General features: G+C 59.8%; 19 protein-coding genes. 10 read left to right on the top strand and 9 right to left on the bottom strand.

All coding sequences use genetic code 11. The annotated features are described in order from the left end of the window. Positions 1–106: 106 nt before the first annotated feature. From RCH93_RS06785 to RCH93_RS06765, 5 genes are all read right to left on the bottom strand, one after another. The gene (locus RCH93_RS06785; protein ID WP_306547569.1) at positions 107–1,579 is read right to left on the bottom strand and encodes an alpha-amylase family glycosyl hydrolase; all 1,473 of its coding nucleotides are present in this window, start codon (positions 1,577–1,579) and stop codon (positions 107–109) included. Between the two features lie 131 nt (positions 1,580–1,710). Then, positions 1,711–2,922, bottom strand: coding sequence for a hypothetical protein (locus tag RCH93_RS06780; RefSeq protein ID WP_306547568.1), 1,212 nt, complete (start codon positions 2,920–2,922; stop codon positions 1,711–1,713). A 92-nt stretch (positions 2,923–3,014) separates the two neighbouring features. After that, positions 3,015–5,756: a hypothetical protein gene (locus RCH93_RS06775; protein ID WP_306547567.1), complete on the bottom strand. Its 2,742-nt coding sequence runs from the start codon at positions 5,754–5,756 to the stop codon at positions 3,015–3,017. A gap of 302 nt (positions 5,757–6,058) precedes the next feature. Beyond that, positions 6,059–7,477 (bottom strand): methyl-accepting chemotaxis protein, encoded by a 1,419-nt coding sequence (locus RCH93_RS06770; RefSeq protein WP_306547566.1) that lies wholly within the window; start codon positions 7,475–7,477, stop codon positions 6,059–6,061. A 28-nt stretch (positions 7,478–7,505) separates the two neighbouring features. Continuing rightward, positions 7,506–9,968, bottom strand: a complete 2,463-nt coding sequence (locus RCH93_RS06765) for a bifunctional diguanylate cyclase/phosphodiesterase (protein WP_306547565.1) — start codon at positions 9,966–9,968, stop codon at positions 7,506–7,508. 584 nt (positions 9,969–10,552) lie between these two features. On the opposite strand from RCH93_RS06765, the gene RCH93_RS06760 reads away from it, so the two are divergent. From RCH93_RS06760 to RCH93_RS06750, 3 genes are read left to right on the top strand one after another with little or no spacing between them, the layout of a single operon-like run. Beyond that, a complete protein-coding gene (locus RCH93_RS06760; protein WP_306547564.1) occupies positions 10,553–11,053 on the top strand; it encodes a hypothetical protein in 501 nt (166 codons plus the stop codon). A gap of 11 nt (positions 11,054–11,064) precedes the next feature. Beyond that, positions 11,065–12,483 (top strand): MFS transporter, encoded by a 1,419-nt coding sequence (locus tag RCH93_RS06755; RefSeq protein ID WP_306547563.1) that lies wholly within the window; start codon positions 11,065–11,067, stop codon positions 12,481–12,483. Positions 12,484–12,519: 36 nt separating this feature from the next. Beyond that, positions 12,520–13,122: a flavin reductase family protein gene (locus RCH93_RS06750; protein ID WP_306547562.1), complete on the top strand. Its 603-nt coding sequence runs from the start codon at positions 12,520–12,522 to the stop codon at positions 13,120–13,122. A gap of 81 nt (positions 13,123–13,203) precedes the next feature. Here the strand turns inward: RCH93_RS06750 and RCH93_RS06745 are convergent, their stop codons facing one another. Beyond that, positions 13,204–13,497 carry a hypothetical protein gene (locus RCH93_RS06745; protein ID WP_306547561.1) on the bottom strand — a complete coding sequence of 98 codons (294 nt, stop codon included), beginning with the start codon at positions 13,495–13,497 and terminating at the stop codon, positions 13,204–13,206. A gap of 499 nt (positions 13,498–13,996) precedes the next feature. Here RCH93_RS06745 and RCH93_RS06740 point away from each other — a divergent pair, with 499 nt between their 5' ends. Then, entirely contained in the window at positions 13,997–14,650 is a 654-nt protein-coding gene (locus RCH93_RS06740) for a methyltransferase (RefSeq protein ID WP_306547560.1), read from the top strand. 41 nt (positions 14,651–14,691) lie between these two features. On the opposite strand, the gene RCH93_RS06735 is transcribed toward RCH93_RS06740, so the two are convergent. The 3 genes from RCH93_RS06735 to RCH93_RS06725 form a co-directional block, all read right to left on the bottom strand. After that, the gene (locus RCH93_RS06735; RefSeq protein WP_306547559.1) at positions 14,692–15,519 is read right to left on the bottom strand and encodes a DUF2156 domain-containing protein; all 828 of its coding nucleotides are present in this window, start codon (positions 15,517–15,519) and stop codon (positions 14,692–14,694) included. 241 nt (positions 15,520–15,760) lie between these two features. Next, entirely contained in the window at positions 15,761–17,053 is a 1,293-nt protein-coding gene (dctP, locus tag RCH93_RS06730) for a TRAP transporter substrate-binding protein DctP (RefSeq protein ID WP_306547558.1), read from the bottom strand. Positions 17,054–17,153: 100 nt separating this feature from the next. After that, entirely contained in the window at positions 17,154–17,498 is a 345-nt protein-coding gene (locus RCH93_RS06725) for a hypothetical protein (protein WP_306547557.1), read from the bottom strand. Positions 17,499–17,813: 315 nt separating this feature from the next. On the opposite strand from RCH93_RS06725, the gene RCH93_RS06720 reads away from it, so the two are divergent. From RCH93_RS06720 to RCH93_RS06695, 6 genes are all read left to right on the top strand, one after another. Next, positions 17,814–17,999, top strand: coding sequence for a 4Fe-4S binding protein (locus RCH93_RS06720; RefSeq protein WP_306547556.1), 186 nt, complete (start codon positions 17,814–17,816; stop codon positions 17,997–17,999). 98 nt (positions 18,000–18,097) lie between these two features. Continuing rightward, on the top strand, positions 18,098–18,553 hold the full coding sequence (locus RCH93_RS06715; RefSeq protein WP_306547555.1) for a hypothetical protein: 456 nt from the start codon (positions 18,098–18,100) through the stop codon (positions 18,551–18,553). Beyond that, positions 18,540–19,667, top strand: a complete 1,128-nt coding sequence (gene alr, locus RCH93_RS06710; protein ID WP_306547554.1) for an alanine racemase — start codon at positions 18,540–18,542, stop codon at positions 19,665–19,667. The genes RCH93_RS06715 and alr overlap by 14 nt, the downstream gene beginning before the upstream one ends. 52 nt (positions 19,668–19,719) lie before the next feature. Continuing rightward, positions 19,720–21,369: an arginine--tRNA ligase gene (gene argS / locus RCH93_RS06705; protein ID WP_306547553.1), complete on the top strand. Its 1,650-nt coding sequence runs from the start codon at positions 19,720–19,722 to the stop codon at positions 21,367–21,369. Positions 21,370–21,497: 128 nt separating this feature from the next. Continuing rightward, positions 21,498–21,800, top strand: a complete 303-nt coding sequence (locus tag RCH93_RS06700) for a hypothetical protein (protein ID WP_306547552.1) — start codon at positions 21,498–21,500, stop codon at positions 21,798–21,800. Between the two features lie 12 nt (positions 21,801–21,812). Beyond that, entirely contained in the window at positions 21,813–22,361 is a 549-nt protein-coding gene (locus tag RCH93_RS06695; protein WP_306547551.1) for a hypothetical protein, read from the top strand. Positions 22,362–22,407 lie beyond the last annotated feature (46 nt).

Here is a 22,407-nt window from a genome sequence, read left to right as displayed (position 1 = left end):
TGGCAGGTCGAAACGGCAGGTCTGGTTGACCAACTGACCGGCGGCGGTCAGTCAGCTCCGCCGCGCCATCCGTGAATCCAATGGTTGCGCGGGTTCGACGCTTTGATCAGCGCATGTCGAAAACGTGATACGCCCAAGCAGGCATGTCCAGATACAGGCTTGGTTCAGATAGCTCGTTACCGTTGCGCTCAAAATGCACATCGTTCATCAGGTCCTGCAGTTGCCAGGCACGGCCTGCGACGTCAGGCCACGGCAAGGCAACAGAACACTGGCTTTGATGATTCGAGTAGTTGACAGCAACCAATCGCTTTTCGCCGTTCTTGCCGAGCCACCCGTACACGATGAAGCAGTCCCAGGTCCAATTGCCGTCCCAGGCAGGGCGGCATGTAAGCAGTTGCCAGCGGCCGTCGCGCACGACCGCTGGCCGTAACACCGCCAGCAGCCGGTCATAAAAATGCGCCAACCTGCGGTTGACCGGTTCCTCCGGGCCTCGCGCCAGGTGGGGCGAGATGCGTTTGGTCCGTCCCTCGAATTGCCCCTGGTGAAAGAAACGCAGGCCCGGCGAGAGAAAGGTGAGGACCGCCGCCGCCTCATGGACTTCAGGCGGAAAGGTTGCAGCCGCCCGCGGTTCATCGTGGTTTTCCAGGAAGCGGGCCGATTTGTGCTGAAAATCAAGATCGGCGTGGAAATGCTCGCGCACCGGACGGGCGTGCCCCTCGCGAAGGCGGTCGTACAACCGTTTGTCGTAGGTGTAATCGAATCCCTGTTGCTGGAGTTCCCACTCCAGGTCCCAGTAGACCTCGGCCATGAAGCAAAAGCCCGGAACCCGCTCGCGCACCTGTAGCGTGGCCTTCGGCCAGAAGGATTGCGTCGCAATGCCCCAGGTCCGGGCAAAAACCTCCGGCAGGATCAGCATGGCCATGTCACAGCGCACCCCGTCGCATTGCCCCGCGATGCGTTCCAGTTCGCCGATCATCGCCTGCTGCAGTTCCGGATTGCCGTAGTTGAGCTGCAGGGTGTCGGGCCAGCCGTCAAAGTAGGGGTCTCGGCCGTAGGCCAGCACCAGCGGTCCGTTGCTGGTCTGCACCCGGCAGTAGTTGTGCGGCGAGCGGGCCAGATCCTCCTCGCTGCCCCGGACAAAATACTCGGGGTGCTGGTCGACCCAGGGGTGATCCGGGGCCATGTGGTTGGGGACAAAGTCGAGCATCAGCTTGAGGCCGCGTTGCTGCAGCCGCTGCCGCAACCGGGCCAGCGCCGCGTCGCCGCCCAGATCGCGATGCACGGTGTAGCCCTGGATGGCAAACCCGGAGCCGGCGATGTCTTCGTCTTTGAGATCCGGCAAGGTTGCGGCGAATTCACGGCCCCATTGGTGATGGGACCGAGAGATTGCCTGCGCGAGCGGGCCGGTCTGCCAAACGCTCAGCAGCCAGACCCAGTCAAAACCCAATTCGGCAATCCGATCCAGCTCGGCGTCCGCAATATCGTCCAAGTCCGCGCGTTTGCCGAGCGCGTGCGAGAGTTCCGTCAACCAGACGCGAGTGTTGATTTGGTAAAGCAATGGGGAATGCATATCGGCCATGGGTCCTCCTTGCGGCTCGCGAAATTGTGTTGCGAGCGAGTTTGTTTCCAGCAAAAGAAGGGAGAGGGGGATTGCCCCTGCCTGTCCCGCCTCCTCCGCCTGCCCCGCTTCTTCCGCCAAACGAAACGGTTTTAGAAGAGGATGCCGAAGAGCTTTCTCAGCAGTTCTTCCAGCGGCATCATGGTCAGCATCAGCGGCAGAAGCGGAATAAGGGTCGCGGCTGCGAGCCGAAGGATGGTGTCCCTGGTCACCGGCGCGATGCGCATGCTGCGGACGACTTCGTAACTGTTGCCCAAATCGGCCAGGGATTGAATATCGCCGCTTCCCACCAGCGCTTCATCGGCAGGGGCGCCGCCGCGCAGCCACTTGGCGTCGAATTCGCGCACGTAACGCTCGGCCAGTCCGCCGTACTCGCGCAGGCCGGTTCGCTTTGCCTGGGCCAACTGCGGCGCAAACACCAACAGCGGGCCCAGCACAATGGCCAGGAGCAGCGTGACCAGGAGCAGAATCTCCATCTTGAAGTTCGGCAGGGCTGCTCCGAGATGGAAAATGCGATTGGCGAGATTCCCGGCGAGCAAGGCGCCGTGGGCCATCAACACCGGCATAAAGGCGTAGGCCGTGTTGGCCAGAAAGCCTATCCCGCCTACCCGGTCCGGGTGGGTTGGAACCAGACTCAGCTCAATGCGCGACACCTGCCAGAGGAAGCGCATCCAGATGAACAAACGAAAATACCAGCGAGCCAGCAGGAACTGGAAGATCGGGATGCTGGCGTAGGCGTACCACCAGCCGGCAAACGAGAACTTCGAACCCTCGGCCGAGGGCGTCGCATACCAAGTGGCGGTGTCGAGCGCCATGTAATGGCGCCAGATGAGCAAGTTGCCGACCGCAAATACAAAGACAATCAGCAGCACTTCGGCAAGGACCGAGTTGCGCAGTCGGATGGCGGCGGCAATCGCGGCGTCAAACTGCGCCATGGCCTCAACGGGAATAATTTTGCGTTCCAGGAATTGTTGCACCAGGGGACGCATGCGCCGATGCACCACCAGTTCAGCCGCAATCAACAGCGGCACCACCGCCAGAAAACGGACGTGAACATCCGCGTCGAGCAGAAAGGGCACCGTCACGTTGCCGCCTAGAGCCGTTCGTTCCAGGGCCGAGAGGGCCAGCAGCGGCAGCCAGCAAAAGAGCGAAATGACGATGATCCGCTGGCGCAGCAGCAACAGCGCGTCATCGGCCAGATGTGTCCGGCGCAGGAGTTGGAAGAGCGGTCCGCCCAGGACGAGCGAGAAGTCGGGATGATCCCGATGAAGGAGGTCGCTGGGGCCAGCGTTGGTGGAATGCATAAGCCGTTCCTCTGCAGAGTTGAGAAGATCGTGCCGTTTAGGGAAAAAAGTGGCGGGGCCGCAAGGACGTTGCGGCGGCCGTCCTCACTCTTTTACTTCTTTGCCGTTTGTTTCCCGCCCACCTGCTCCTTCACCAACCGCTCAAAAATGTGCCCCCGTTCGACCTCCAGCGCGGACTTGGCGTCAAGCCGGCCGAAAATGTCGAGCAGGGGAGCGATCAGACCCGTCCAACCCGTCTGGTGGCTGGCGCCGAGCCCGGCCCCGTTGTCGCCGTGGAAGTACTCGTAGAACAGGATCAGGTCGCGCCAGTGCGGGTCGTCCTGGAACTTGGCTGAACCGCCATAGACTGGGCGTTGGCCGTCGGCGTTGCGCAGGAAGGTGGACGTCAGTCGGCGGGAGAGTTCCTGGGCAACCTCAAACAGGTTCATCAAGTTGCCGGACCCGGTCGGGCATTCCACCTTGAACGCATCGCCATAGAAATTGTACAAATTGATCAGCGCCCGGACGATCAGCGCATTGACCGGCATCCACACCGGCCCCCGCCAGTTGGAGTTGCCGCCGAACATGCCGGTGTTCGATTCAGCCGGCAAATACTGTACCTTGTACTCCTCATGCCCAACCCAGAATTTAAAGGGATTTTCAAGGTGATGGCGCGAGAGCGAGCGGATGCCGTGCGGTCCCAAAAATTCCTGCTCGTCGAGCATGTAGCCGAGCACCCGCTCCAGCTTTTTTTTGCTGAGGATCGACAGCAGCTTTCGCCCTTTGTAGCCACTGAATCCCTCGTCGGTTGGAGCCACATGGGAAACCAGCTCGGGGTGACGCTGCCGGAACTGGGCGATCATCTCCATCAGTTTCGGGAAGCGGGTTATGGAATCGGCCTCGAACACCGTGGAGGCGCAGAGCGGCAGCAGACCCACCAGCGACCGCACCTTCAACCGCATGGCCTGGCCATCCGGCAAGCGAAGCAAATCGTAGAAAAAACCATCCTCTTCGTCCCACATCTCGTCGCGATGCTCGCCGATGCGGTCCATGGCGTAGGCAATCCACATGAAATGCTGGGCGAATTTGAAGGCAACCTCTTCATAGATCGGGTCGTACTCGGTCAGAATCAGGGCCATCTCAAGCATGTTCTGGCAGTAGAAGGCCATCCAGGCCGTGCCGTCCGCCTGTTCCAGCGAGCCGCCGGTGGGCAGCTGGGCGCTGCGGTCAAAGACGCCGATATTGTCCAGGCCAAGAAAGCCGCCGGCAAAGACGTTGCGGCCGGCCGGATCCTTGCGGTTCACCCACCAGTTGAAGTTGAGCAGCAATCCCTGAAATGAACGCTCCAGGAAGCGCAGGTCCGCCCGGCCCAGCGACTGCTCGTATTTGTACAGCCAAAGGGTGGCCCAGGCGTGAACCGGTGGGTTGACGTCGCTGAAGTTCCACTCGTAGGCGGGAATCTGACCATTGGGATGAAAATAGAGACTGCGCAGCATCAGCAGCAACTGCTCCTTGGCGAAATCAAAGTCCACCAGCGACAGGGCAATGGTGTGAAAGGCCAGGTCCCAGGCCGCATACCACGGATATTCCCACTTGTCGGGCATGGAGATGACCTCGGCGTTGAGCATGTGGAACCACTCGGTGTTGCGCACGTCCTTGCGGGCCGATTCGAGCATGGGATGGCTCTTATGTTCCATCAGCCACTGTTCCAGATCGAAATAGTAGAATTGTTTGCCCCAGAGCATGCCGGCCAGGGCCTGGCGGTGGACTCGCCGCTGGTCTTCGTTCAGCGAATCCGGCGTGATCCGCTGGTAGAATTCGTCGGCATCAGCTATCCGGTTCTTGAAGATCTGTTCGAAACCGTTGACGGGTTTGGCCACCGGGGTGGCTGCAAGCCGCAGGCGGACGGTCTGGCTGCCGCCGCCCTCCACTTCAAGCACATAATGGGCCGCAGCCTTGGTGCCGGTCTTGGCGGGATTGACCGCATCCGGCTGTCCAGCAATGAGCGCGGCGTGAAAGGCGTCTTTTACATAGGGTGAACTGTTGGGTTGATTCCAGAGGCGCTCGGCATTGCTCTCGTTTTCGGTGAACAGCAGCTCCGGGCCGCCGTCGCAATACAAAAAAGACTCGCCCAATTCATGGTGGCTGGCCTGAATGACGCCTGCTGCCGCCTCCCGCAGCAACGGCTTGCGATTATCCTCGCCCCACGACCAGGTGTTGCGGAACCAGAGGGTCGGCAACAGGCGAAGCCGGGCCGCTTCCGGGCCGCGATTATGGACCGTGATCCGGATGCACACATCCTCCGGGACTTCCTTGGCGTATTCCACGAACACGTCAAAGTAGCGGTCGTCGTCGAAAATGCCGGTGTCGAGCAGTTCGTACTCGAACTCCTCCCGGGACCGTTGGCGGTTTTTTTCGATCAGCTCCTGGTAGGGGAACTGCTGTTGGGGATATTTGTAGAGGTACTGCATGTAGGAGTGGGTGGGCGTGCTGTCGAGGTAGAAGTAGTACTCCTTGACATCCTCGCCGTGGTTGCCCTCACTGTTGGTGAGGCCGAACAGCCGCTCCTTGAGAATGGGGTCGCGCTCGTTCCACAACGTAAGCGCAAAGCACAGTCGCTGCTTGTCGTCGCTGATGCCGCCCAGGCCGTCCTCGCCCCAACGGTAGGCCCGCGAGCGTGCTTGATCATGGGAGAAATAGCCCCAGGCGTTGCCGTCCTGGCTGTAGTCCTCGCGAACCGTGCCCCACTGGCGCTCGCTGAGATAGGGCCCCCATTTCTTCCAGGGAACGCCCGCCTCGCGGGCCTCGTTCAGCCGTTTTTGCTCCGTGACGTCGACAATCTTTGACTTTGCCATAAGTTGCATCTCCCGCTGGGATTCTCGGCTTATTGAGCTCAATCAGTATGCACTATGATACCCTCGGATGCATGGCGCTGCAAGGTGACGCACAGCGTTTTTTTCTCTTTGTTGCTGCAAAAAAAAGTAATTATTGGCGGGGGTTATGTCATGGATAAAAAAGCGTTTGGGCGGGGGGCGCTGAAGTTTTAATGTCGGCGCGGCCAACCGCGCGCGCTTGCTCCATCAAACTTGAACGCAAACCGGAATGAGAAGGCTTCTGTTTGATAGCTCTTGCTGTCGGCAATCGAGCCCTGTTGCCGTCAGATGTTGAGCAAATCCTCGAAATTGATGTCTGCGCCAAGCACGCCGACCCAGGCGGAATGCCGATAGACCGGGACCGCGATTGTAAGACAGAAGGAATTGGTGGCCTCGGATTTGTAGATGTCTGAAATGTACGCTCTTCCTGTTTCGCGCACTTGGCGGAACCACTCTTTCCGATTCCAGTTTTTTCCCTTGGCCGTAGCGTCGCAGACCGTGGTCTGGCCGCTTCTGAACACATTGCTCGATATTTGCGTTCCGTCGGCGTCGGTGAGATAGACCAGTTCGAGAAAGGAGAGCGACTGCATGCGCCGCTGCAGGGCCTGATCGGTGTGCTTGTTGGGGGTGTGGATGTCTGCGTCCTCGGTCATGGCGGTCACCGCTTTCTCTGCCTTGCGGTACTGCGGCAAAATGAAAATGCCGGTGGCCAGCAATTGCTGCTCGGTCAGCTCCTTGACGCGTTCGGCCAACTCCGCCAGCCTGCCGCTGTCGTTCCGTCCTTCCTTGCCAAGAGCGGTGATGTGCGCCAGATCGTCGGTCAACGAAGCCACCGCCTTTTTCTGATCGCCGACGGCGTCAATCACCGATTGCAGGTGGGTGTGAAATCGGCGATGCTCTTGGCTCACCTTGCCGAGGGCGGCCGAGGCCTCCTGGTTGCTCCCCAACCCCGATGCAACCCCCTCTTGAACGCGCGTGACCGCTGCGACGGTCTCCTGGATCAGGCCGCTGATGCCCAAAAGCGAATCCTTGATTTCCTGCGACGCCTTGGCTGTTTCCTGGCTGAGTTGTCTGATCTCCTGGGCGATGACCCCGAATCCCGCGCCGTGCACGCCGGCGCGCGCGGCCTCGATAAAGGCGTTGAGCGAGAGTAACCCGGTGTTGTCGGCGATGTCGGAGATGGATTCAATGATGGACCCTATGGAGCGCGATTTTTGATCCAGATCGGCAATGGCGGCGGAGAGGCGGTCCACATCCTGTCCCATCGCACGCATGCCGTGCAGGGCTTGACTGGTCAGATCGCCGGTTCGGTCGATTTCTTCGACGATGGCGGCGGATTGCGCCAACGCTTGGTTGGCGCTGGCGGCTGAATTGCCGATCCCCTCGGCGATTCTGCGGCCCGCCTTTTCAATCTGTTCGGCGCCTTGCGAGAGCGATTCTGCAGACTGTCGGACCTTGGCGGCGATGGCGTGGGTCTGGGGCGCCACCGCGGCGGTTTCCACGTTGCGCCGGGTGAGGTCGACGACAAAGGTGTGCAGACGGGCCAACATCTGGTTGAGCGTTTCGACGAGCAGGTTGGCCGGCCCCTCTCCGGGCAGGGAAAAGGAAGAGTCAAGCGCCCAGCGTCCAGCCAAGGCGGTTGCAATCTCGCGGATTCTTTCCAGTCGCCTCGCTTTGCCAGCGGATTGAAACAGTGCGAACATAGTTGCCTTCCTTTGGTAAAAACCGTGATTACTGCATCTGAGCATATTTGCGGATCAGTTCCATCGCCTTGCCGCCGTCGACCGGACGGGAGAACATGAAGCCTTGCGCCTTGTCGCAATGCAGGGCGCGCAACCGGTCGAACTGCTCCCGGTTTTCGACCCCTTCGGCAATGACGCTCAATCCCAGGCTGCGCGCCAACGAAATGATGGATTGCACAATCTGATCGTTTTCCTGCGTTTCCTCAAAACCGCTGATAAAGGAGCGGTCAATTTTGAGGTGATCAATCGGCATGCGCCGCAGGTAGGAGAGGGAGGAATAGCCGGTGCCGAAATCGTCGATGGCGATCTGCACGCCCAGCGCCCGCAACCGGTTGAGTTCTGCGACCGTTCGGTTGACGTCGTGCATCAGCACCGATTCGGTAATCTCGATTTTGAGGCAGGCCGGGTTGAGATCGTTGTGCTGCAGCACTTCCGTCACATGCTCGACCAGGCCGGGTTTGTTGAACTGACGAATGGAAACGTTGACGCTCATGGTCAGGTTTCGGGCGCTGGCCAAATTTTGCTGCCAGCGTTTGAGCGTGCGGCACGCCTCGGCTATCACCCATTTGCCCAGTTCGACAATCAGCCCGGTCTCCTCGGCAAGGGGGATGAAACGGTCCGGCGGGATCATGCCGCGCAGGGGATGATCCCAGCGAACCAGGGCCTCGAATCCCTCCAGCTGTTCGTCGGCCACCGCGACAATCGGCTGATAGTGGAGGGTGAGGCCGTCGTTGACCAGCACTTCACGCAGTTCTGCTTCGAGGTTGATCGACTCGACCAGTTCCTGGCGCATCCTTTTGTCGAACAAGACCATGCCTTTGCCGCTTTGTTTAGCTCGGTACATGGCGATGTCGGCGTCGCGCAGCACGTCTCCGGCCGTGGTGTATTCGGCCATGTTCGACACAATGCCGATGGATGCGCCAGGGGTGATGTCGCTGCCGCACAGGGAAAACGGTTCGCAGAGGATGGAGTGCATTCGCCGGGCCACCTTGAGCAACTCTTTTTTGGAGGCAAACTCTTCAAGGATGATGGCAAATTCGTCGCCGCCCAGGCGGGCCACGGTATCCACGGTGCGCACGCAAAACGACAACCTGCGGCCGACCTCGATCAGCAGCTGATCCCCGGCTGGATGGCCCAGGGTGTCGTTGACGCACTTGAACTTGTTGAGATCAATCATTAAAACCGCATAGAAAAGCTCGGGCCGCCGCCGCGACCGCTCCAGGGCGCGCTCCAGCCGTTCGCCGAAGAGGGTGCGGTTGGGCAGGCCGGTGAGGGCGTCGTGGAAGGCCTGATGGGTGATCTGCTCCTCAAACGATTTGCGCTCCGAGATGTCCTGGTAAATATAGGTAATGCCGTTTATTTCTTGGCCAACCCGGACAGGGAAGCCGATCATGGAAACCGGGATGTGGGTTCCGTTGCGGTGGCGGCGGCTGGTCTCGCATTGCACGGTTTCGCCTGCGAGGATGGCGTTGCGCAGTTTTTCGCACTCTGTCTGCAATTCTTCGGGAACGATCAGGGCCCGCATGCCAAAGCCAATAATGTCCACGGCCCGGTAGCCAAACAGTTTTTCAAATCCCTGGTTGCAGTTGAGCACATTGCGGCGGGTGTCGATGATGACAATGGCCTGGGGCGAATTGGCAAACAGTTGGGAAAAATAGGCCCGTTGCACCTCTAAATCGGTTTCGGTGCGCTTGCGGTCGGTGATGTCCATCACCGTGCCCTCGTAATAGCTGATCTCGCCGTTGTCGCCAAACACGGCGCGGGCGTTTTCGGTGATCCAGATGATTTCGCCGTCCTTCCGGCGCACCTGGGATTCAAAGCCGACGACTTTCTCGTCCCGCTCCAGGATGCGGATGAACTGGTCGCGCCGCTCGGGCTCCACATAGAGCTGCCGCTTGATGTCCTTGAAGTGGGTGATGAGATCCTGGGCGGAGTCAAAGCCGTAGATGTGCGCCAGGGCCGGATTGACGTCCAGGTAGCGGCCGTTGGGCGTGGTTAAAAAGATGCCTTCCACTGCGTTGTGGAAGACGCTCTGGTATTTTTTATGGGTTTCAAGCATCTGGGCCTCGGTTGCCCGCTGCTCGGCCATGCTCTGGTAGATGATCAGCACGCCCTGGAGTTTTAGGTCCGCCGTGAGCGGGAACGACGAGACCGCCACGTCGATCAGGGTCTTGTCGGCGTGCAAACGCCTGGTCGCAACGCGCACCAGGGTCGGTTGATCCACCCATTCATTCATCTCTTCGGGTTCGCCGTTGGGCGGGCGGAGCAGGCCTTCCAGGCTCCTTCCCACTATTTCCGCGCTGTTCAATCCAAAGATGTGCTCAAACGCGTTGTTGGCAAAAAGGATGTTGCCGTGCAGATTGCAGAAAACAACGGCGTTGGGGGAGTTGTCGAAGAGGTGTCGATAGGCTGATTCGGCGAGCTGACCGTCCTTGGCGTCGCTTTGGGTCATAATTATAATTTATTTTAGGTGGTTAGGGGGCAGTATTGCATGAGCACGATCTTCGCTGTAAAGCAACTCTCGCACCATGGCTGGGAAATTATGATTCTTGTTGCGTTATCGGACAGATGTCGGGGGCAGGGAATTGAAGCGGCCTAGTCAATGATTGCAAGGCCTTCGCGGCGTTTTACATGGTTGTTCGGAAAAATTTGATAAATGGACAAATGTGTGCATATTTTTTCTGGGCGAATGTGGCCGGCGGCGGGAATTTTCGGTTGCGTAATCGGGCGTTGTCGGCGTTGGGCTCCACGCGTCGCGTCTGACTGATCGGTTGATCTGGGTGATCTGGATGAGCACTGCGCCGCAGCGTCAAGAGACGCCTGAGGCGAGCGTGCAGGAGGGGTTCGACAAGGCGCAGGCGCACTTCAGACGGTGTGGTGAAAATGCAGGGCAGTGATTGCGATTCTGGCAATTAAGAGGCAATATAGTTGGATTCGATGGCCTGCAGCGGAGCGTCATGGGGATGTGTCTGAAAAATCAAAGTGCGCAGGTTACAAGCTACGTTGATGTGCCGAAGTTGCAACAAAGGAGGCTAAATGAAGAACATGCGTTGTTGTCTTTTCCTGATGGTGGTTTTACTCGCTGCGCCTGTCTGCGCCCGCGCGGACCTGGACGGATTCCTCTCTGGTTTGAACAATCAGGCCCATAACGACATGAATGATTACAATGTTCGCCTGAGCGTGCAATTTGGTATGCCGCTGCCGCAGGTGCAGTCCCTGGTCCGGTCGATGGCAACGCCGGGCGACGCTTTTATGTGTCTGCAGCTTGGCCAGATGACGCGTCTGCCGCCCGACCGGGTGTTGCAGACCTACAAGGCCAACAGGGGGAAAGGGTGGGGCGTGGTGGCCAAGGAATTGGGCATTAAGCCTGGCTCCGCCGAATTCCATGCGCTCAAACGGGGCGACTTTGTCTTGACCGGCGCGCCCGGAGCCGCCGGCAATGGCGGTGGAAACGGCAACGCTCAGGGGAACGGCCAGGGTAACGAAGGCAACAGTCAAGGCGGTGGGCACGGCAAGGGCAAAGGTCGCAACAAATAACCAGCATTTTTATGATCGCCTCTCCTTCTCCCCCGTTCCCGCCTCCGTCCGCCGAGCCTTCTTCCGCCCTTGAGCGGTCGGCCCTGTGCGTCGCCGCTCTGACCTCGTTCATGGGGCCGTTCATGATCTCTTCGGTCAATGTCGCCCTGCCGGCGATACAGGCCGAGCTTGGCATGAATGCGGTGCAGCTGAGCTGGGTCGCCACCTCCTATCTGCTGGCGGTCGCGGTCGCTCTGTTGCCGGCCGGCAAGATTGCCGACATCCATGGCCGGAAGAAGGTTTTCACCGCCGGCCTGATCACCTACACCCTGACCTCGACGGCCGCGGTCTTTGCCGGCAACGCGGCTTGGCTGCTGTTGTTCCGCGCCTTGCAGGGGTTGGGGGCCGCCATGTTTATCACCACCGGCATGGCCATTCTCACCTCGATTTTTCCACCGCATAAACGCGGTCGCGCCATTGGTGTGTATGTGGCCGCCGTGTACGTGGGCCTTTCGGTGGGCCCCTTTGTTGGCGGCGCCCTGATCCAGCATTTTGGCTGGCGCTCCATTTTTCTGCTGATGCTCCCCCTGGGCGCCGGCTCAATCGCGGTGACTTTGACCTTTCTCAAGGGCGAATGGGCCGACGACCGCAGCCAAAAGTTGGATGTCGCCGGCTGTTTGCTCTACGCGGCCGCCATCCTGGCCTTGATCTACGGCGCTTCGCTGCTGCCGACCTTGCTTGGCTGCGGTTTGGCCTGTGCCGGCTTGATCGGACTGGGCCTGTTTTTTCAGCAACAGCGTCGTGCCCCGCACCCGGTCTTTGAAGTTGCCCTGTTCGTCGAAAACCGCACATTCGCCTTTTCCAGTCTGGCGGCTTTGCTCAACTACTCGGCCACCTTTGCAGTCACCTTTCTGATGAGCCTGTATCTGCAATATCTCAAAGGGATGGAGCCGCAAACCGCCGGGCTTGTGCTGATGGCGCAGCCCGTGGTGATGGCCGTGTTCTCGCCTCTGGCAGGCCGTCTTTCTGATCGCGTCGAACCGCGACTGCTGGCCTCCGCCGGCATGGCGATCACCGTGGCGGGCATGCTGGTGTTCACCCAGTTGCATGCCGACAGCAGCCTGGTCGGCATAGTGGGCAATCTGGTGATGCTCGGTATGGGTTTTGCTCTGTTCTCGTCGCCGAACATGAACGCCATCATGGGCTCGGTGGCCAAAGAGCATTACGGCGTGGCCTCCGGGGCCGTGGCCACCATGCGGCTGATGGGGCAGATGATGAGCATGGCCATCGCCACTGTGGCGTTGGCGCTTCTGGTGGGGCGGGAGGCGATTGGGCCGGAAAATTATGATCGTTTTTTGCTCAGCGTGCGCGCGGTGTTCACCGTTTCCGCCGCGCTCTGCGGGGTTGGCGTCTATTTTTCGATGTTTCGCGGCCGGTTGCGGCGGCAATAATCTGAGCTTGAGACAGCTCGTTGAGAGTGCAAGGCTATGACAAAAGTTGATTGGAAACCAGGCACCATGATCTACCCGCTGCCGGCGGTGATGGTCAGCCTGGGAGAAACCCCTGAAGAGTACAACATCATCACCATTGCCTGGACCGGCACCCTCTGTTCCGATCCGCCGATGTGCTACATTTCGGTGCGGCCGCAGCGTCATTCCTATGAAATTCTGCAGCGAACCCGGGAGTTTGTGATCAATCTCACCACCAAACCGCTGGCCTTTGCCACCGACTGGTGCGGGGTCAGATCCGGCCGCCAATATCATAAATTCGAGGAAATGCACCTGACGCCGGGCGCGGCGACCAAGGTCAAAGCCCCGATTATCGTTGAGGCGCCGATCAACATTGAGTGCCGGGTGACCGACGTCCAGCGGTTGGGAACCCACGACATGTTCATCGCCGAGGTGGTCAACGTCAAGGCCGACGAGCAGTACATCGATCCCCGCACCGGCGCTTTTGATCTGGCCAAGGCGGAACCGCTGGTCTTTGCCCATGGACAGTATTTTTCCCTGGGCAAGAAGATTGGCAAATTCGGGTTTTCGGTGGAGAAGAAGCGCAAGAAGCGTGCATCCGGACCTAAACGACCCAAATAAAAAGGGGACGTCGCTCGCGACGGCCCCTTTTGTATTGCGCATGTGATTCCCGCCGCACGGCGAGCGTTCTTGGGCGTTTTATTACTGATCGCAGACCAGCTTTTTGGGCTCGCTGGTGGTGGTCAGGCAGACCACGACCGCGTCTTGAACCTCCTGGCTGAGTTTCCCTTTTTGTCCCATTTTAGCGACAATCGCTTTCCAGTCAGCGTTCTTTTGATCCAATTTGGCGCAGATTTTTTTCAGGCTATGGCATTTGGCGCAATTGTTCTGCAAGGTCTGTTGACAGACCTGTTCCGCCGCTTCCTGGCTTGTGCCCAGTGAAGCGATGCTGAGGGCAAAGAGCGCCATTGAACCAAGAACAAGATACTTTTTCATGATGCCTACCTCCTTAAAGTGTGTGGTTTGCCGCTTTTCGCCGACAAAGGAAGGCGAAAAAACGGAATTGCGAACAGGAGAGAGCCGGGAACTGCTTGTATCAGCAGAATAATCTACCTGGACGAGCGGGAAAAGTCGAGGGGAAGAAAGGTGGATTTGGGTAAAGAGGCGCCTTGGCCAGGCGCTTTGGGGAGCAAAGTGGATTCGAGGAGTTGAGGAGTTGAGGCGTAGCGCCAGCTGGCGGGAGCGGCAAGGGGTTGGTTGAAGGGGAAAGAATGGCGGCGTGCGCCGGGCAAACACACCGCAGCCGTCTTTGCATCATCCCGGCGGCGCCGATTGTTGTATCTTCTTGACGCCCTAACCGGTACTCTGAATGCATCCTCATGGATTTGTCCATCTCGGCAGTAGTCTTTCCGCCTGTTCGCAGCGCGGATCCTCCGCCTTCTGATTTGCTCACATTCATCGCCCGAAATCCTCTTCGGTATGAGCGCTCAGTCCCATGTATCACGTCAAATTTGAAAACTTTGCCATCGGCGGCGCCGACTACACCATCCGCTCCCTGCAGAACCGCCAGCAGTTCCACGACCCGGAAGGAACGGCGGAAGGGATGGGCATCTCCTCGGCCACCTGGTCGCTGTTCGGCACGGTCTGGCCCTCTGGACTGATCCTGGCTGACATCATGAGCACCTACGACCTCGACGGTCTGACTGTTTTGGAGGTGGGCTGCGGTCTCGGCATTGCCAGTTTAATTGCCAATGCGCGCGGGGCCAGCCATACGGCCAGCGATTATCATCCCCTGGCCGACGAATTTCTCCAGGAGAACAACCGGCTCAACAACCTGCCGCCCCAGCGGTTTGAGCGCAGCGATTGGGCGGAAACCACCTCCGCGCTTGGCCGGTTTGACCTGATCATCGGCAGCGATCTGCTCTACGAACCTGATCACCCGGGTTTGCTGTCTCATTTCATTGATCTGCACGCCAGCAACTCCGTGCGCGTCATCATCATAGATCCCGGCAGACGGCAGCAGGGAAAATTCACCCGTCAGATGGAGGGCTTGGGCTTTGACGCCAGCTTTGCGCGGGCGGAAAAAGAGCAGAGCCAATGCCGCGATTTCAGCGGCAAGATTCATCACTATTGCCGTGAACGGGGGTGATCCCGGCAAAAAGCTTCCTGAACCCGCGGCGGCAAAGGCGTCTAGGCCAGGGCAACCTTGAATTTTTCGATAAATCCTGACGGCCTGTAGCTGAGTTTGGCGTGGCGCAGGCCAGGGTCGCCCATGTCCTGCTCGCGGTTGATGGTTTCGTAATCCTCCGGCAGCACCGAGGCAAAGGATTGGTTGATGAACTGGTACAATCCTTTGTAGCCAGCCACTGCCTTTTCAAAATGGATCAGGTAGGTCGCCACTCCGGCCAGTTCCTCGCCCAGCACATAGGCCACGGGCCGCTCCTCCACGTAATAAATCCCGCCGCAGAGCTGCAGCTCTTCCGATTTTTCCAGACCTTCCCGCGCCGCCTCATAGTCTCCGGCCTGGTCGTTCTCGGCCCGCCAGTCGTCAAGTACGCGGAGGGCGTCGCTGCGGAACTCTTCGCGCAAAGGCAGGGCCCGGTAGGCGTGCGAATTGACAAACGCCTTGATCAAATTGCGTTTTTTGTGGTAATTGCGGCCGCCCAACTCGGCCAGGGCCTGCCTGCGGTAGAGGTAATCAAAGTTGTCGCGGTCCTCGATCACGGTGTAGTTCATGGCCGCCAGCCGGGCGGCCTGATCTTTGGAGACGCATTTCATCATCCCGTGGTCGCGGAAAAGGCACTCCAGCAACGGTTGTTCGGGCAGGCCAAAGGGAAGGATGAAAAAGGGCGTGTCCTTGTCCCGGCCGAGGATGACAATCGTGCCGTCAACGAACTGCGAGAGGCGGTAGCCGTGGCTTTGCCGAAACAGATAGATGTTGGCAAAGGTGAATTCGGAGATGCCGTCGCGCAGTTGCTGGAAAAGCGGGTGCAGCAGAGGACGGTGGGCAAGGGTCAAGGATGTGGTTTCTGGATAAATAGGGAGCATGGAAAGAGCAAAAAAATGATTGCAACCGGGGCAATGCGTTGAGGGAGCGGCGTTGCCCACTGTGGGCCTACGTCTTGGCGGGGCAGGACAAGAGTCGGCCGCCTTGCGAGCCTACAATACCCATCGCCGGGCCAATCGGCAAGGCGCGGCAGGAGGATTTGAGGATTTCGCGCCGGCGGGTCGCGTTCCGGCCTTGGTGGTCCGGCTGGCTTCAGTCGGCGGCCTGCGCGGAGTGTCCCTGATTTGTCGGCGTGTTGCCTGGGGGTGGTTCTTGCGCCGCCGCCGGTTCGGGTTCGGTTTTGGGCTCCACCTCTGCGGGCGGCTGAACCGCAGCCGGCGGCAAAGGTTCGTCCGCATCGAGCAGTTCCAGGGCCGTGGGTTGGCGGTCGACGCTTGCTTGCGGGGATTCCTGCCTGCCGTCCTGCGGCGGAGGGCCCGGATTTTCGTGCTGCTCCTGCGGCAGGTTGGCGGGAGCAATTGATTTTGCCTCTGCCGCTGGTTGCGCTTGGTCCGTTTGGTTCGGCGCCGGCAGTAGGGCGGCCTCCTGCATCTTGGTCAGCAACGCCTGCAGCCTGGGTTCGCGGTAGTCGGCCATCTCTTTGAGGCTGGCGGTGCGGGCGCGAAAGGTTTCGATGTCGGGCTGCGCCTCGATTGTCATGCCCTGTTGGGCAAACAGGGTCAGTCGCGCCGCCTCCTGGCTGCGTTGCGCCAGCCGCTGGCGCGCCGTTGCCTCGGTCATGGCGGCCTGGAGCCGCGCCTGGTCGGTCGGCGTCAACGTGTTCCACCATTTGAGCGAGGCCACGGCGAGGTGGGCGGTGTAACTGTGGCGGGTGAGGCTGAGGTGGCGTTGCACGGTGTGCAAACTGTATTTTTCGATCAGCCACAGCGGGCTTTCCTGGCCCTCGATCAACCCCTGTTCAAGCTCGGCATAGATCGGCCAGGGGCGCGGCGTGGGACTGGCGCCCAGGGCCAGCCAGAGCGCGGTGTTGATTGGCGAGGAGGGGGTTCGTATGTTCAAACCCTTGAGGTCGTCCAGGGTTTTGACCGGGCGGATGTTGTTGCTCAGGTGGCGGAACCCGCCCTCGGCAAAGGCCAACCCCTTGCAGCCAATGGTTTCGATGTCGCGGAGGATGGCCCCGCCCAGGGGCCCGTCGAGGATGGTCGCTGCCTGTTGTTCGTCGCGAAAGAGGAAGGGAAAGGCCACGACCCGGACGATGGGATCGAACCGCTCAAAGGCGGGGGTGGGAAGCACGGCCATCTGCGCGCCGTTGGTTTGCACCTCTTCCACGGCCTTGGCCTCGCCGGAGCGCAAGCCTGCCGGATCGATCAGGACGACGAAGGAATCCCCGGCTTGCCGCTCGATCAGATCCTTGAAGGCGTCGGCAACAACCCGTTGCGGCGAGCCGGGTTTGGCCAGGGTCAGCAGGACAATTTCCTGAACTGCCGCCGTCGCAAGGCGGCAGCTCAGGAGCAGCGCGATCAGGGCAAACGCAAGTGGTTTCATTGCGCCCCATGCGCGCAGACTGCACAGATCATGGCCCGCGCCGAAGGACTGCCGCTGCAGGCCGCTGTTGTCTCCACATTGGCGCTGTGCAGGACTGCGTCTATTGTTCGGCGCCCAGAACCTTGGCGGTGATCATCGCCTGGGTGTGGGCGTCGGGTTCTGGCGATTTCCAACTGATGAACTGTTTCACCACCCGCATGTAATCGCCGTTGTCCTCCTTGCACAGGGCGCAGATCGATTCGGCGTTGTCCCGGTACATGATGATTTTACTGGCCGGATCGCCGGATTTGTCGACGGCGGCCATCTTCCGGCAGCCGCAGTCCAGCCGGATCACGGCCACGCCCACCGCGTCCGGGCTGCCCTCGATAATGCCTTCGATCATGGCCTGTTCGCCTTTTTCCGGGGACGGGGAGGCTGTGCCGCTTTTTTGTTGTTTTTTTGCCATCGTGATGTGCACCTCTGGAATTGGTAAAATTGGACTTCATCTTCTTACCTTTGTTTCCGGCAAGAGCAAATCAAAAAAAGCGTGACGCTGGTGAAAGGCCGGGTGGTTGGTCGCGGCGGCGTGGACCGGTGATATCGGTAGGTTAGCCGCTCTTTTCCGGGTGCTTGCCTGGGTGTGAAAGTATCTTTTAACTTGACAAAGCATGGGCTGTCTTTTAAAGGAAAACGATTCTTGCGTATTGTTTTGCCTTGTAGCCCAAGGTTGCAACAACATCGTTTTTTGTGTTCTCAATTCATTCATTTTGGAGGTTGTGCCATGTGGGAAATCGTTGTTGACAAAGATAAATGTTCTGGTGATGAAGAGTGTGTAAACGCTTGCCCCGCTCAGGTTTTTGAAATGCAGGGCGGTAAGGCCGAGCCTGTCAACTCCGACGAATGTCTGGGTTGCGAGACCTGTGTTGAAGTTTGCCCCGAAGGCGCCATCACCGTTACCGAAATCTGATTGCATCAGAACATTCGGTTGGTCTGTAAGCCCATCCCTTGTAGGGGATGGGCTTAACTTGTTTTAAGGGATGATTGCCGCGAGAGTGGAACGGTTGGATGCCAGGAAGCATGATGTTCAGTCGTTTGTCTAAACCGGGCGTGCCGCGTTCGGTGCATCTGTTTGCCGCGCCCTTTCTCTGGACTGTGGTCGGCTGCATGCTGCTGTTCCGGGGTTGGGGCTGGCTCGGCCCGGGCGCCGGCCGCTTGCTGATTATAGTCTCCGGACTGCTGGGGACGCTGAAATCGTTGTTGGTGCTCGACAACATGGCGCGGCGTTCCATCCGGCGCATTGTCCTTTTTAAAGACGGCACCTGCCTGGGGGCCGTCTATTCCTGGAAATCCTGGCTGCTGGTGGCGTTGATGATCGGCGCGGGCTTTGTCCTGCGCTGGGTCGGTCAGCCTGGACCGCTAACGGGCATGCTGTATTGCGCCGTTGGTTGGTCGCTGTGCCTGTCCAGCCGATTGGGCTGGATGCAATGGTTCAACCTGTTGAGAAACAATGAGATCGCTTAATCGTGTGCAAGTAAGCCGGTCGGCTCTGGTGCATAATTTCGAGGTGTGCCGACGGTTGGCCGGCGGGGCGGCGATCATGCCCCTGGTCAAGGCCGACGGTTACGGGCACGGCATGGTTGATTGCGCCCGCATTTTTGCCGCGCAGGGTGCGGCGGCCTTTGGCGTGGCCGAGGCCGTGGAGGGCGTGCGGCTGCGCGAGGCCGGCATTGCCCAGCCTATTCTGGTGCTGGCCGGGGTGATTCCCCAAACCCTGGAAACCATTGTCGAGGCGAATCTGACCCCGGTGGTGGTCGATCAGGCGATGTTGCCAGAGTTGTCGCGCTTGGCCGGGCTGCGCCAAACCACCCTGGGGGTGCATGTCAAACTGGACGCCGGCATGGGCCGCCAGGGCGTTCTGCCGGCGGATTTTGTCGCCTTGGCGCAGGCCGTGCAAACCACCGCCAACCTGCGGCTTGACGGCGTCATGGCCCATTTTCCCCTGGCCGATGATCGCCAATCCGCCAATTCAGCCCAGGTGCTGCACACCTTTGTCGAGACTACCGCAGCCCTGGCGCGACTGACCTCCGGGAAATGCCGCCTCCATCTTGCCAATTCCGGCGGTTTATTTTATGTTGCCGGCGCTTGCCTTGATATGGTCCGGCCAGGCATCGCCCTGTACGGGTACTATCCGGACGGCGCAGCGGGCAGAACGGCCGCCGCGCCGCCGCTGCTGCAGCCGGCGATGCGTTTTTCCACCAGGGTCATCCAGGTGCGGCAGGTTCCCGCCGGCAGCGGTCTGGGCTACAGTCAGCTCTTCACCACCATTCGCCCCTCGACCATTGCAGTGCTGCCGGTCGGGTATGACGACGGCTACCTGCGGGTGCTCTCCAACCGGGCGCAAGTCATAATCCACGGCCAGCGCGCTCCGGTGGTCGGCCGCATCTCCATGAACCTGACCCTGGTCGACGTCACCGATCTGGACGCTTCCGTGCAGATGGGCGACGAGGCCGTGCTGCTCGGTCGGCAGGGCGGGGAAGAGATTGCCGCCGATGAGATTGCCGCCTGGATGGAGACCATCAGCTACGAGGCGCTCTGTCTGTTTGGCAAGCTCAACGACCGGGAATTGGTCGATTGACGACAGTGTTTCGCGCCGCTTTGATTGCTAAAATTTTTCAACCTGTTGGGCCATGATAAAATCACACGTTAAAGAGATTGTTGATCACTGCTTTGCCGAAGGCGTCAAGCTGGGACACTGGAGCGAGGCCGCCAGCGGCCGCTACACCATCGAGGTGCCCAAACGGGAGGGGCAGGGCGATTTTTCCACCAATTTCGCCTTGGTGGCCGCCGGGGTCGACAAGCGTAAACCGCGCGATCTGGCTGCGCAATTTGCCCAACTGCTCGGCAGCCAGCCAATGATCGACCGGGTGGAGATCGCCGGACCCGGATTCATCAATCTCTTTCTCGATAAAAATATCTGGGCCACGGTGCTGGCGCCGATCTACGATCAGGGCGAGCGCTTCGGCTGCTCCGAGGTGGGCGCTGGTCGGAAGGTGTTGGTTGAATTCGTCAGCGCCAACCCCACTGGCCCCTTGAGCGTCGGTCACGGCCGCAACGCCGTGCTCGGCGACGCCATCGCCCGGGTGTTGGCAGCCAGCGGCTACGCGGTGCAGCGCGAATACTACTTCAACGACGCCGGCCGTCAGATGCGGGTGCTGGGCGAATCGACCAAGGCGCGGTATCTGGAACTGCTCGGCCTGCCCAACGTTTTCCCCGAGGACGGCTACCAGGGCGACTACATCTACGACATCGCCCGGTCAATGATCGACGAGGGCAACGACGCCTTCAAAGAGGCCGAGGTTGCGGTGTTCAAAAACCGGGCCCAGCAGGCCATCTTTGCCGACATCGACGCCACCCTGAAGCGGATCGGCATCGGGTTTGACACCTATTTCAACGAGCACACCCTCTATGAGGACGGCCGCATCACCCAGGTGGTCGCGGAGCTGCGCGCCAAGGATCTGGTGTACGAGAAGGAAGGCGCCACCTGGTTCAAAACCTCCGAATTCGGGCAGGAGCAGGACCGGGTGATCATCAAGAGCACCGGCGAACCCACCTACCGGCTGCCGGACATCGCCTATCACCTGGACAAGTTCAAGCGCGGCTACGACTGGATGATCAACGTCTTTGGTTCGGACCACATCGCCACCGTGCCCGACGTCATGGCCGGCATCCGTGCGCTTGGCTTTGACGACAGTCGGATTACCGTGGTGCTGTATCAGTTTGTCACCCTGCTCCGCGACGGCAAGCAGGTGAAAATGTCGACCCGCAAGGCCACCTTTGTCACCGTCGACGAACTGGTGGACGAGGTCGGCCCGGACGCCCTGCGCTTTTTCTTTCTGATGCGCAAGCCTGACAATCTGATCGAGTTTGACCTGGATCTGGCCAAGAAACAGAGTCAGGAGAATCCGGTTTTTTACGTCCAATACGCCCACGCCCGGTTGTGCAGCATTGAAAAACAGGCGCGGGAACAGGGCGTGACCGTCGACTCGGCGGCCGAGGTTCTGCACCGTTTGGTTGAGCCCGAGGAGTTTGCTCTGCTGAAGACCCTGGCCGATTATCCGTCGCTCGTGGCCGGAGCAGCAGCGGATCTGGCCCCGCACCGGGTAATTTTTTATTTGATGGAGCTGGCCGGTCAGTTTCACGGTTTTTACAACAAACACAAGGTGTTGACCGATGACCGCGAGCTGGTCCGGGCTCGCCTCTATCTATGCGGGGCGCTCAAGCGGGTGTTCCGCAACGGCCTGCAGTTGGCCGGGTTGACCGCCCCGGAATCGATGTAAGACCAGCTGCAGATCGTGCGCTTTTCCGCAGTTGGCCTTGCTTTTTCCGCCGGCAATACTTACCAATGCCGTTTGCACGGCTGGGCTGCTGGCCAGAGTCGGCCTGACCCTGAATTGCCCGGAGCAGCATGGGACTGTTGACAAGAAAAGAGACGGAGCCTGAAGACCCGCCCAGGGAAGCAACCCAACCGAGGAAAGCCAAGGCCTTTCGCATTGAGTTGGGTTGGCGTGGGATGTTCGGGCTGGTGGTTGTCTGTTTTTTTCTTTTTTTCTGGATGTTTGTGCTCGGCATCTGGGCCGGGCAGACCATCCTCCTGCCGTCCCGGGACAGCAGGGTAACGCAACCGGGCGGGCCCGCGCAACAACCTCCGGCGCGGACAGCCGCCGAGAGCAATTCGGCGTCGCAACCTCAGCCGCCCACGGACCGGTAACAACGAACAAAGATGAGCAGCAAAAGATATCAGAGAGGCGCGGCAAAGACGCGCGGTTCCCTTGTGGCGGAGGCGCGCAAGGCGGCAAGTGAACACCTCAGGCGGCATGCGGCGTGGCACGCCCCGGCGGCGTCGCCGGTGGCGCTCTTTTTTTTCGCCCACCTGCTGACCCTGGCGGCCTTTGCTTTGATGAAATCCGGGGTCCTGCAGCAGGAGCAGCTGGATCATAAATCCCTGGTTATTTGGTCGGTCTATGGTTTTTTGCCGCTGTTGCTCTGTTCCTACCTGTGCTTCTTTGCCGTTGCCCGTCCTGTTGCCGGAATATTGGCGCGGCGATTTCCCGATTGGACGACCACAGGTCTCGAATTGGCCTCCGGGGCCGCCTACGGCGCTGCTGTTGCCGTCTCGCTGATCGCGCTGCTGCAGCCCGACACCTGGCTCTCTGCCGCGCTCGTGCTCTTGATTGGCCTCGCGTCCGGTCAGGGAAACTGGTTTATATATCGCAAACTGACGGCAGTCGCCGCATGCCCGCAAGAGACGCCGCCGCAGGAACACCCCTGAGATCCGCGCTTGCGGATTACACCCCAGGCGCGCCCCCTTGTCACTC

It is taken from the genome of Desulfobulbus sp., from assembly GCF_030824455.1.
In the GTDB taxonomy this organism is placed as follows: domain Bacteria; phylum Desulfobacterota; class Desulfobulbia; order Desulfobulbales; family Desulfobulbaceae; genus Desulfobulbus.
This window is presented reverse-complemented; position numbering and strand designations above follow the sequence as displayed.

What these genes read in the sequence shown, in the direction of transcription:
- RCH93_RS06785 (WP_306547569.1), bottom strand. Translation starts at nt 1,579, where the DNA reads ATGGCCGATATGCATTCCCCATTGCTTTACCAAATCAACACTCGCGTC.
- RCH93_RS06780 (WP_306547568.1), bottom strand. Translation starts at nt 2,922, where the DNA reads ATGCATTCCACCAACGCTGGCCCCAGCGACCTCCTTCATCGGGATCAT.
- RCH93_RS06775 (WP_306547567.1), bottom strand. Translation starts at nt 5,756, where the DNA reads ATGGCAAAGTCAAAGATTGTCGACGTCACGGAGCAAAAACGGCTGAAC.
- RCH93_RS06770 (WP_306547566.1), bottom strand. Translation starts at nt 7,477, where the DNA reads ATGTTCGCACTGTTTCAATCCGCTGGCAAAGCGAGGCGACTGGAAAGA.
- RCH93_RS06765 (WP_306547565.1), bottom strand. Translation starts at nt 9,968, where the DNA reads ATGACCCAAAGCGACGCCAAGGACGGTCAGCTCGCCGAATCAGCCTAT.
- RCH93_RS06760 (WP_306547564.1), top strand. Translation starts at nt 10,553, where the DNA reads ATGAAGAACATGCGTTGTTGTCTTTTCCTGATGGTGGTTTTACTCGCT.
- RCH93_RS06755 (WP_306547563.1), top strand. Translation starts at nt 11,065, where the DNA reads ATGATCGCCTCTCCTTCTCCCCCGTTCCCGCCTCCGTCCGCCGAGCCT.
- RCH93_RS06750 (WP_306547562.1), top strand. Translation starts at nt 12,520, where the DNA reads ATGACAAAAGTTGATTGGAAACCAGGCACCATGATCTACCCGCTGCCG.
- RCH93_RS06745 (WP_306547561.1), bottom strand. Translation starts at nt 13,497, where the DNA reads ATGAAAAAGTATCTTGTTCTTGGTTCAATGGCGCTCTTTGCCCTCAGC.
- RCH93_RS06740 (WP_306547560.1), top strand. Translation starts at nt 13,997, where the DNA reads ATGTATCACGTCAAATTTGAAAACTTTGCCATCGGCGGCGCCGACTAC.
- dctP (WP_306547558.1), bottom strand. Translation starts at nt 17,053, where the DNA reads ATGAAACCACTTGCGTTTGCCCTGATCGCGCTGCTCCTGAGCTGCCGC.
- RCH93_RS06725 (WP_306547557.1), bottom strand. Translation starts at nt 17,498, where the DNA reads ATGGCAAAAAAACAACAAAAAAGCGGCACAGCCTCCCCGTCCCCGGAA.
- RCH93_RS06720 (WP_306547556.1), top strand. Translation starts at nt 17,814, where the DNA reads ATGTGGGAAATCGTTGTTGACAAAGATAAATGTTCTGGTGATGAAGAG.
- RCH93_RS06715 (WP_306547555.1), top strand. Translation starts at nt 18,098, where the DNA reads ATGCCAGGAAGCATGATGTTCAGTCGTTTGTCTAAACCGGGCGTGCCG.
- alr (WP_306547554.1), top strand. Translation starts at nt 18,540, where the DNA reads ATGAGATCGCTTAATCGTGTGCAAGTAAGCCGGTCGGCTCTGGTGCAT.
- argS (WP_306547553.1), top strand. Translation starts at nt 19,720, where the DNA reads ATGATAAAATCACACGTTAAAGAGATTGTTGATCACTGCTTTGCCGAA.
- RCH93_RS06700 (WP_306547552.1), top strand. Translation starts at nt 21,498, where the DNA reads ATGGGACTGTTGACAAGAAAAGAGACGGAGCCTGAAGACCCGCCCAGG.
- RCH93_RS06695 (WP_306547551.1), top strand. Translation starts at nt 21,813, where the DNA reads ATGAGCAGCAAAAGATATCAGAGAGGCGCGGCAAAGACGCGCGGTTCC.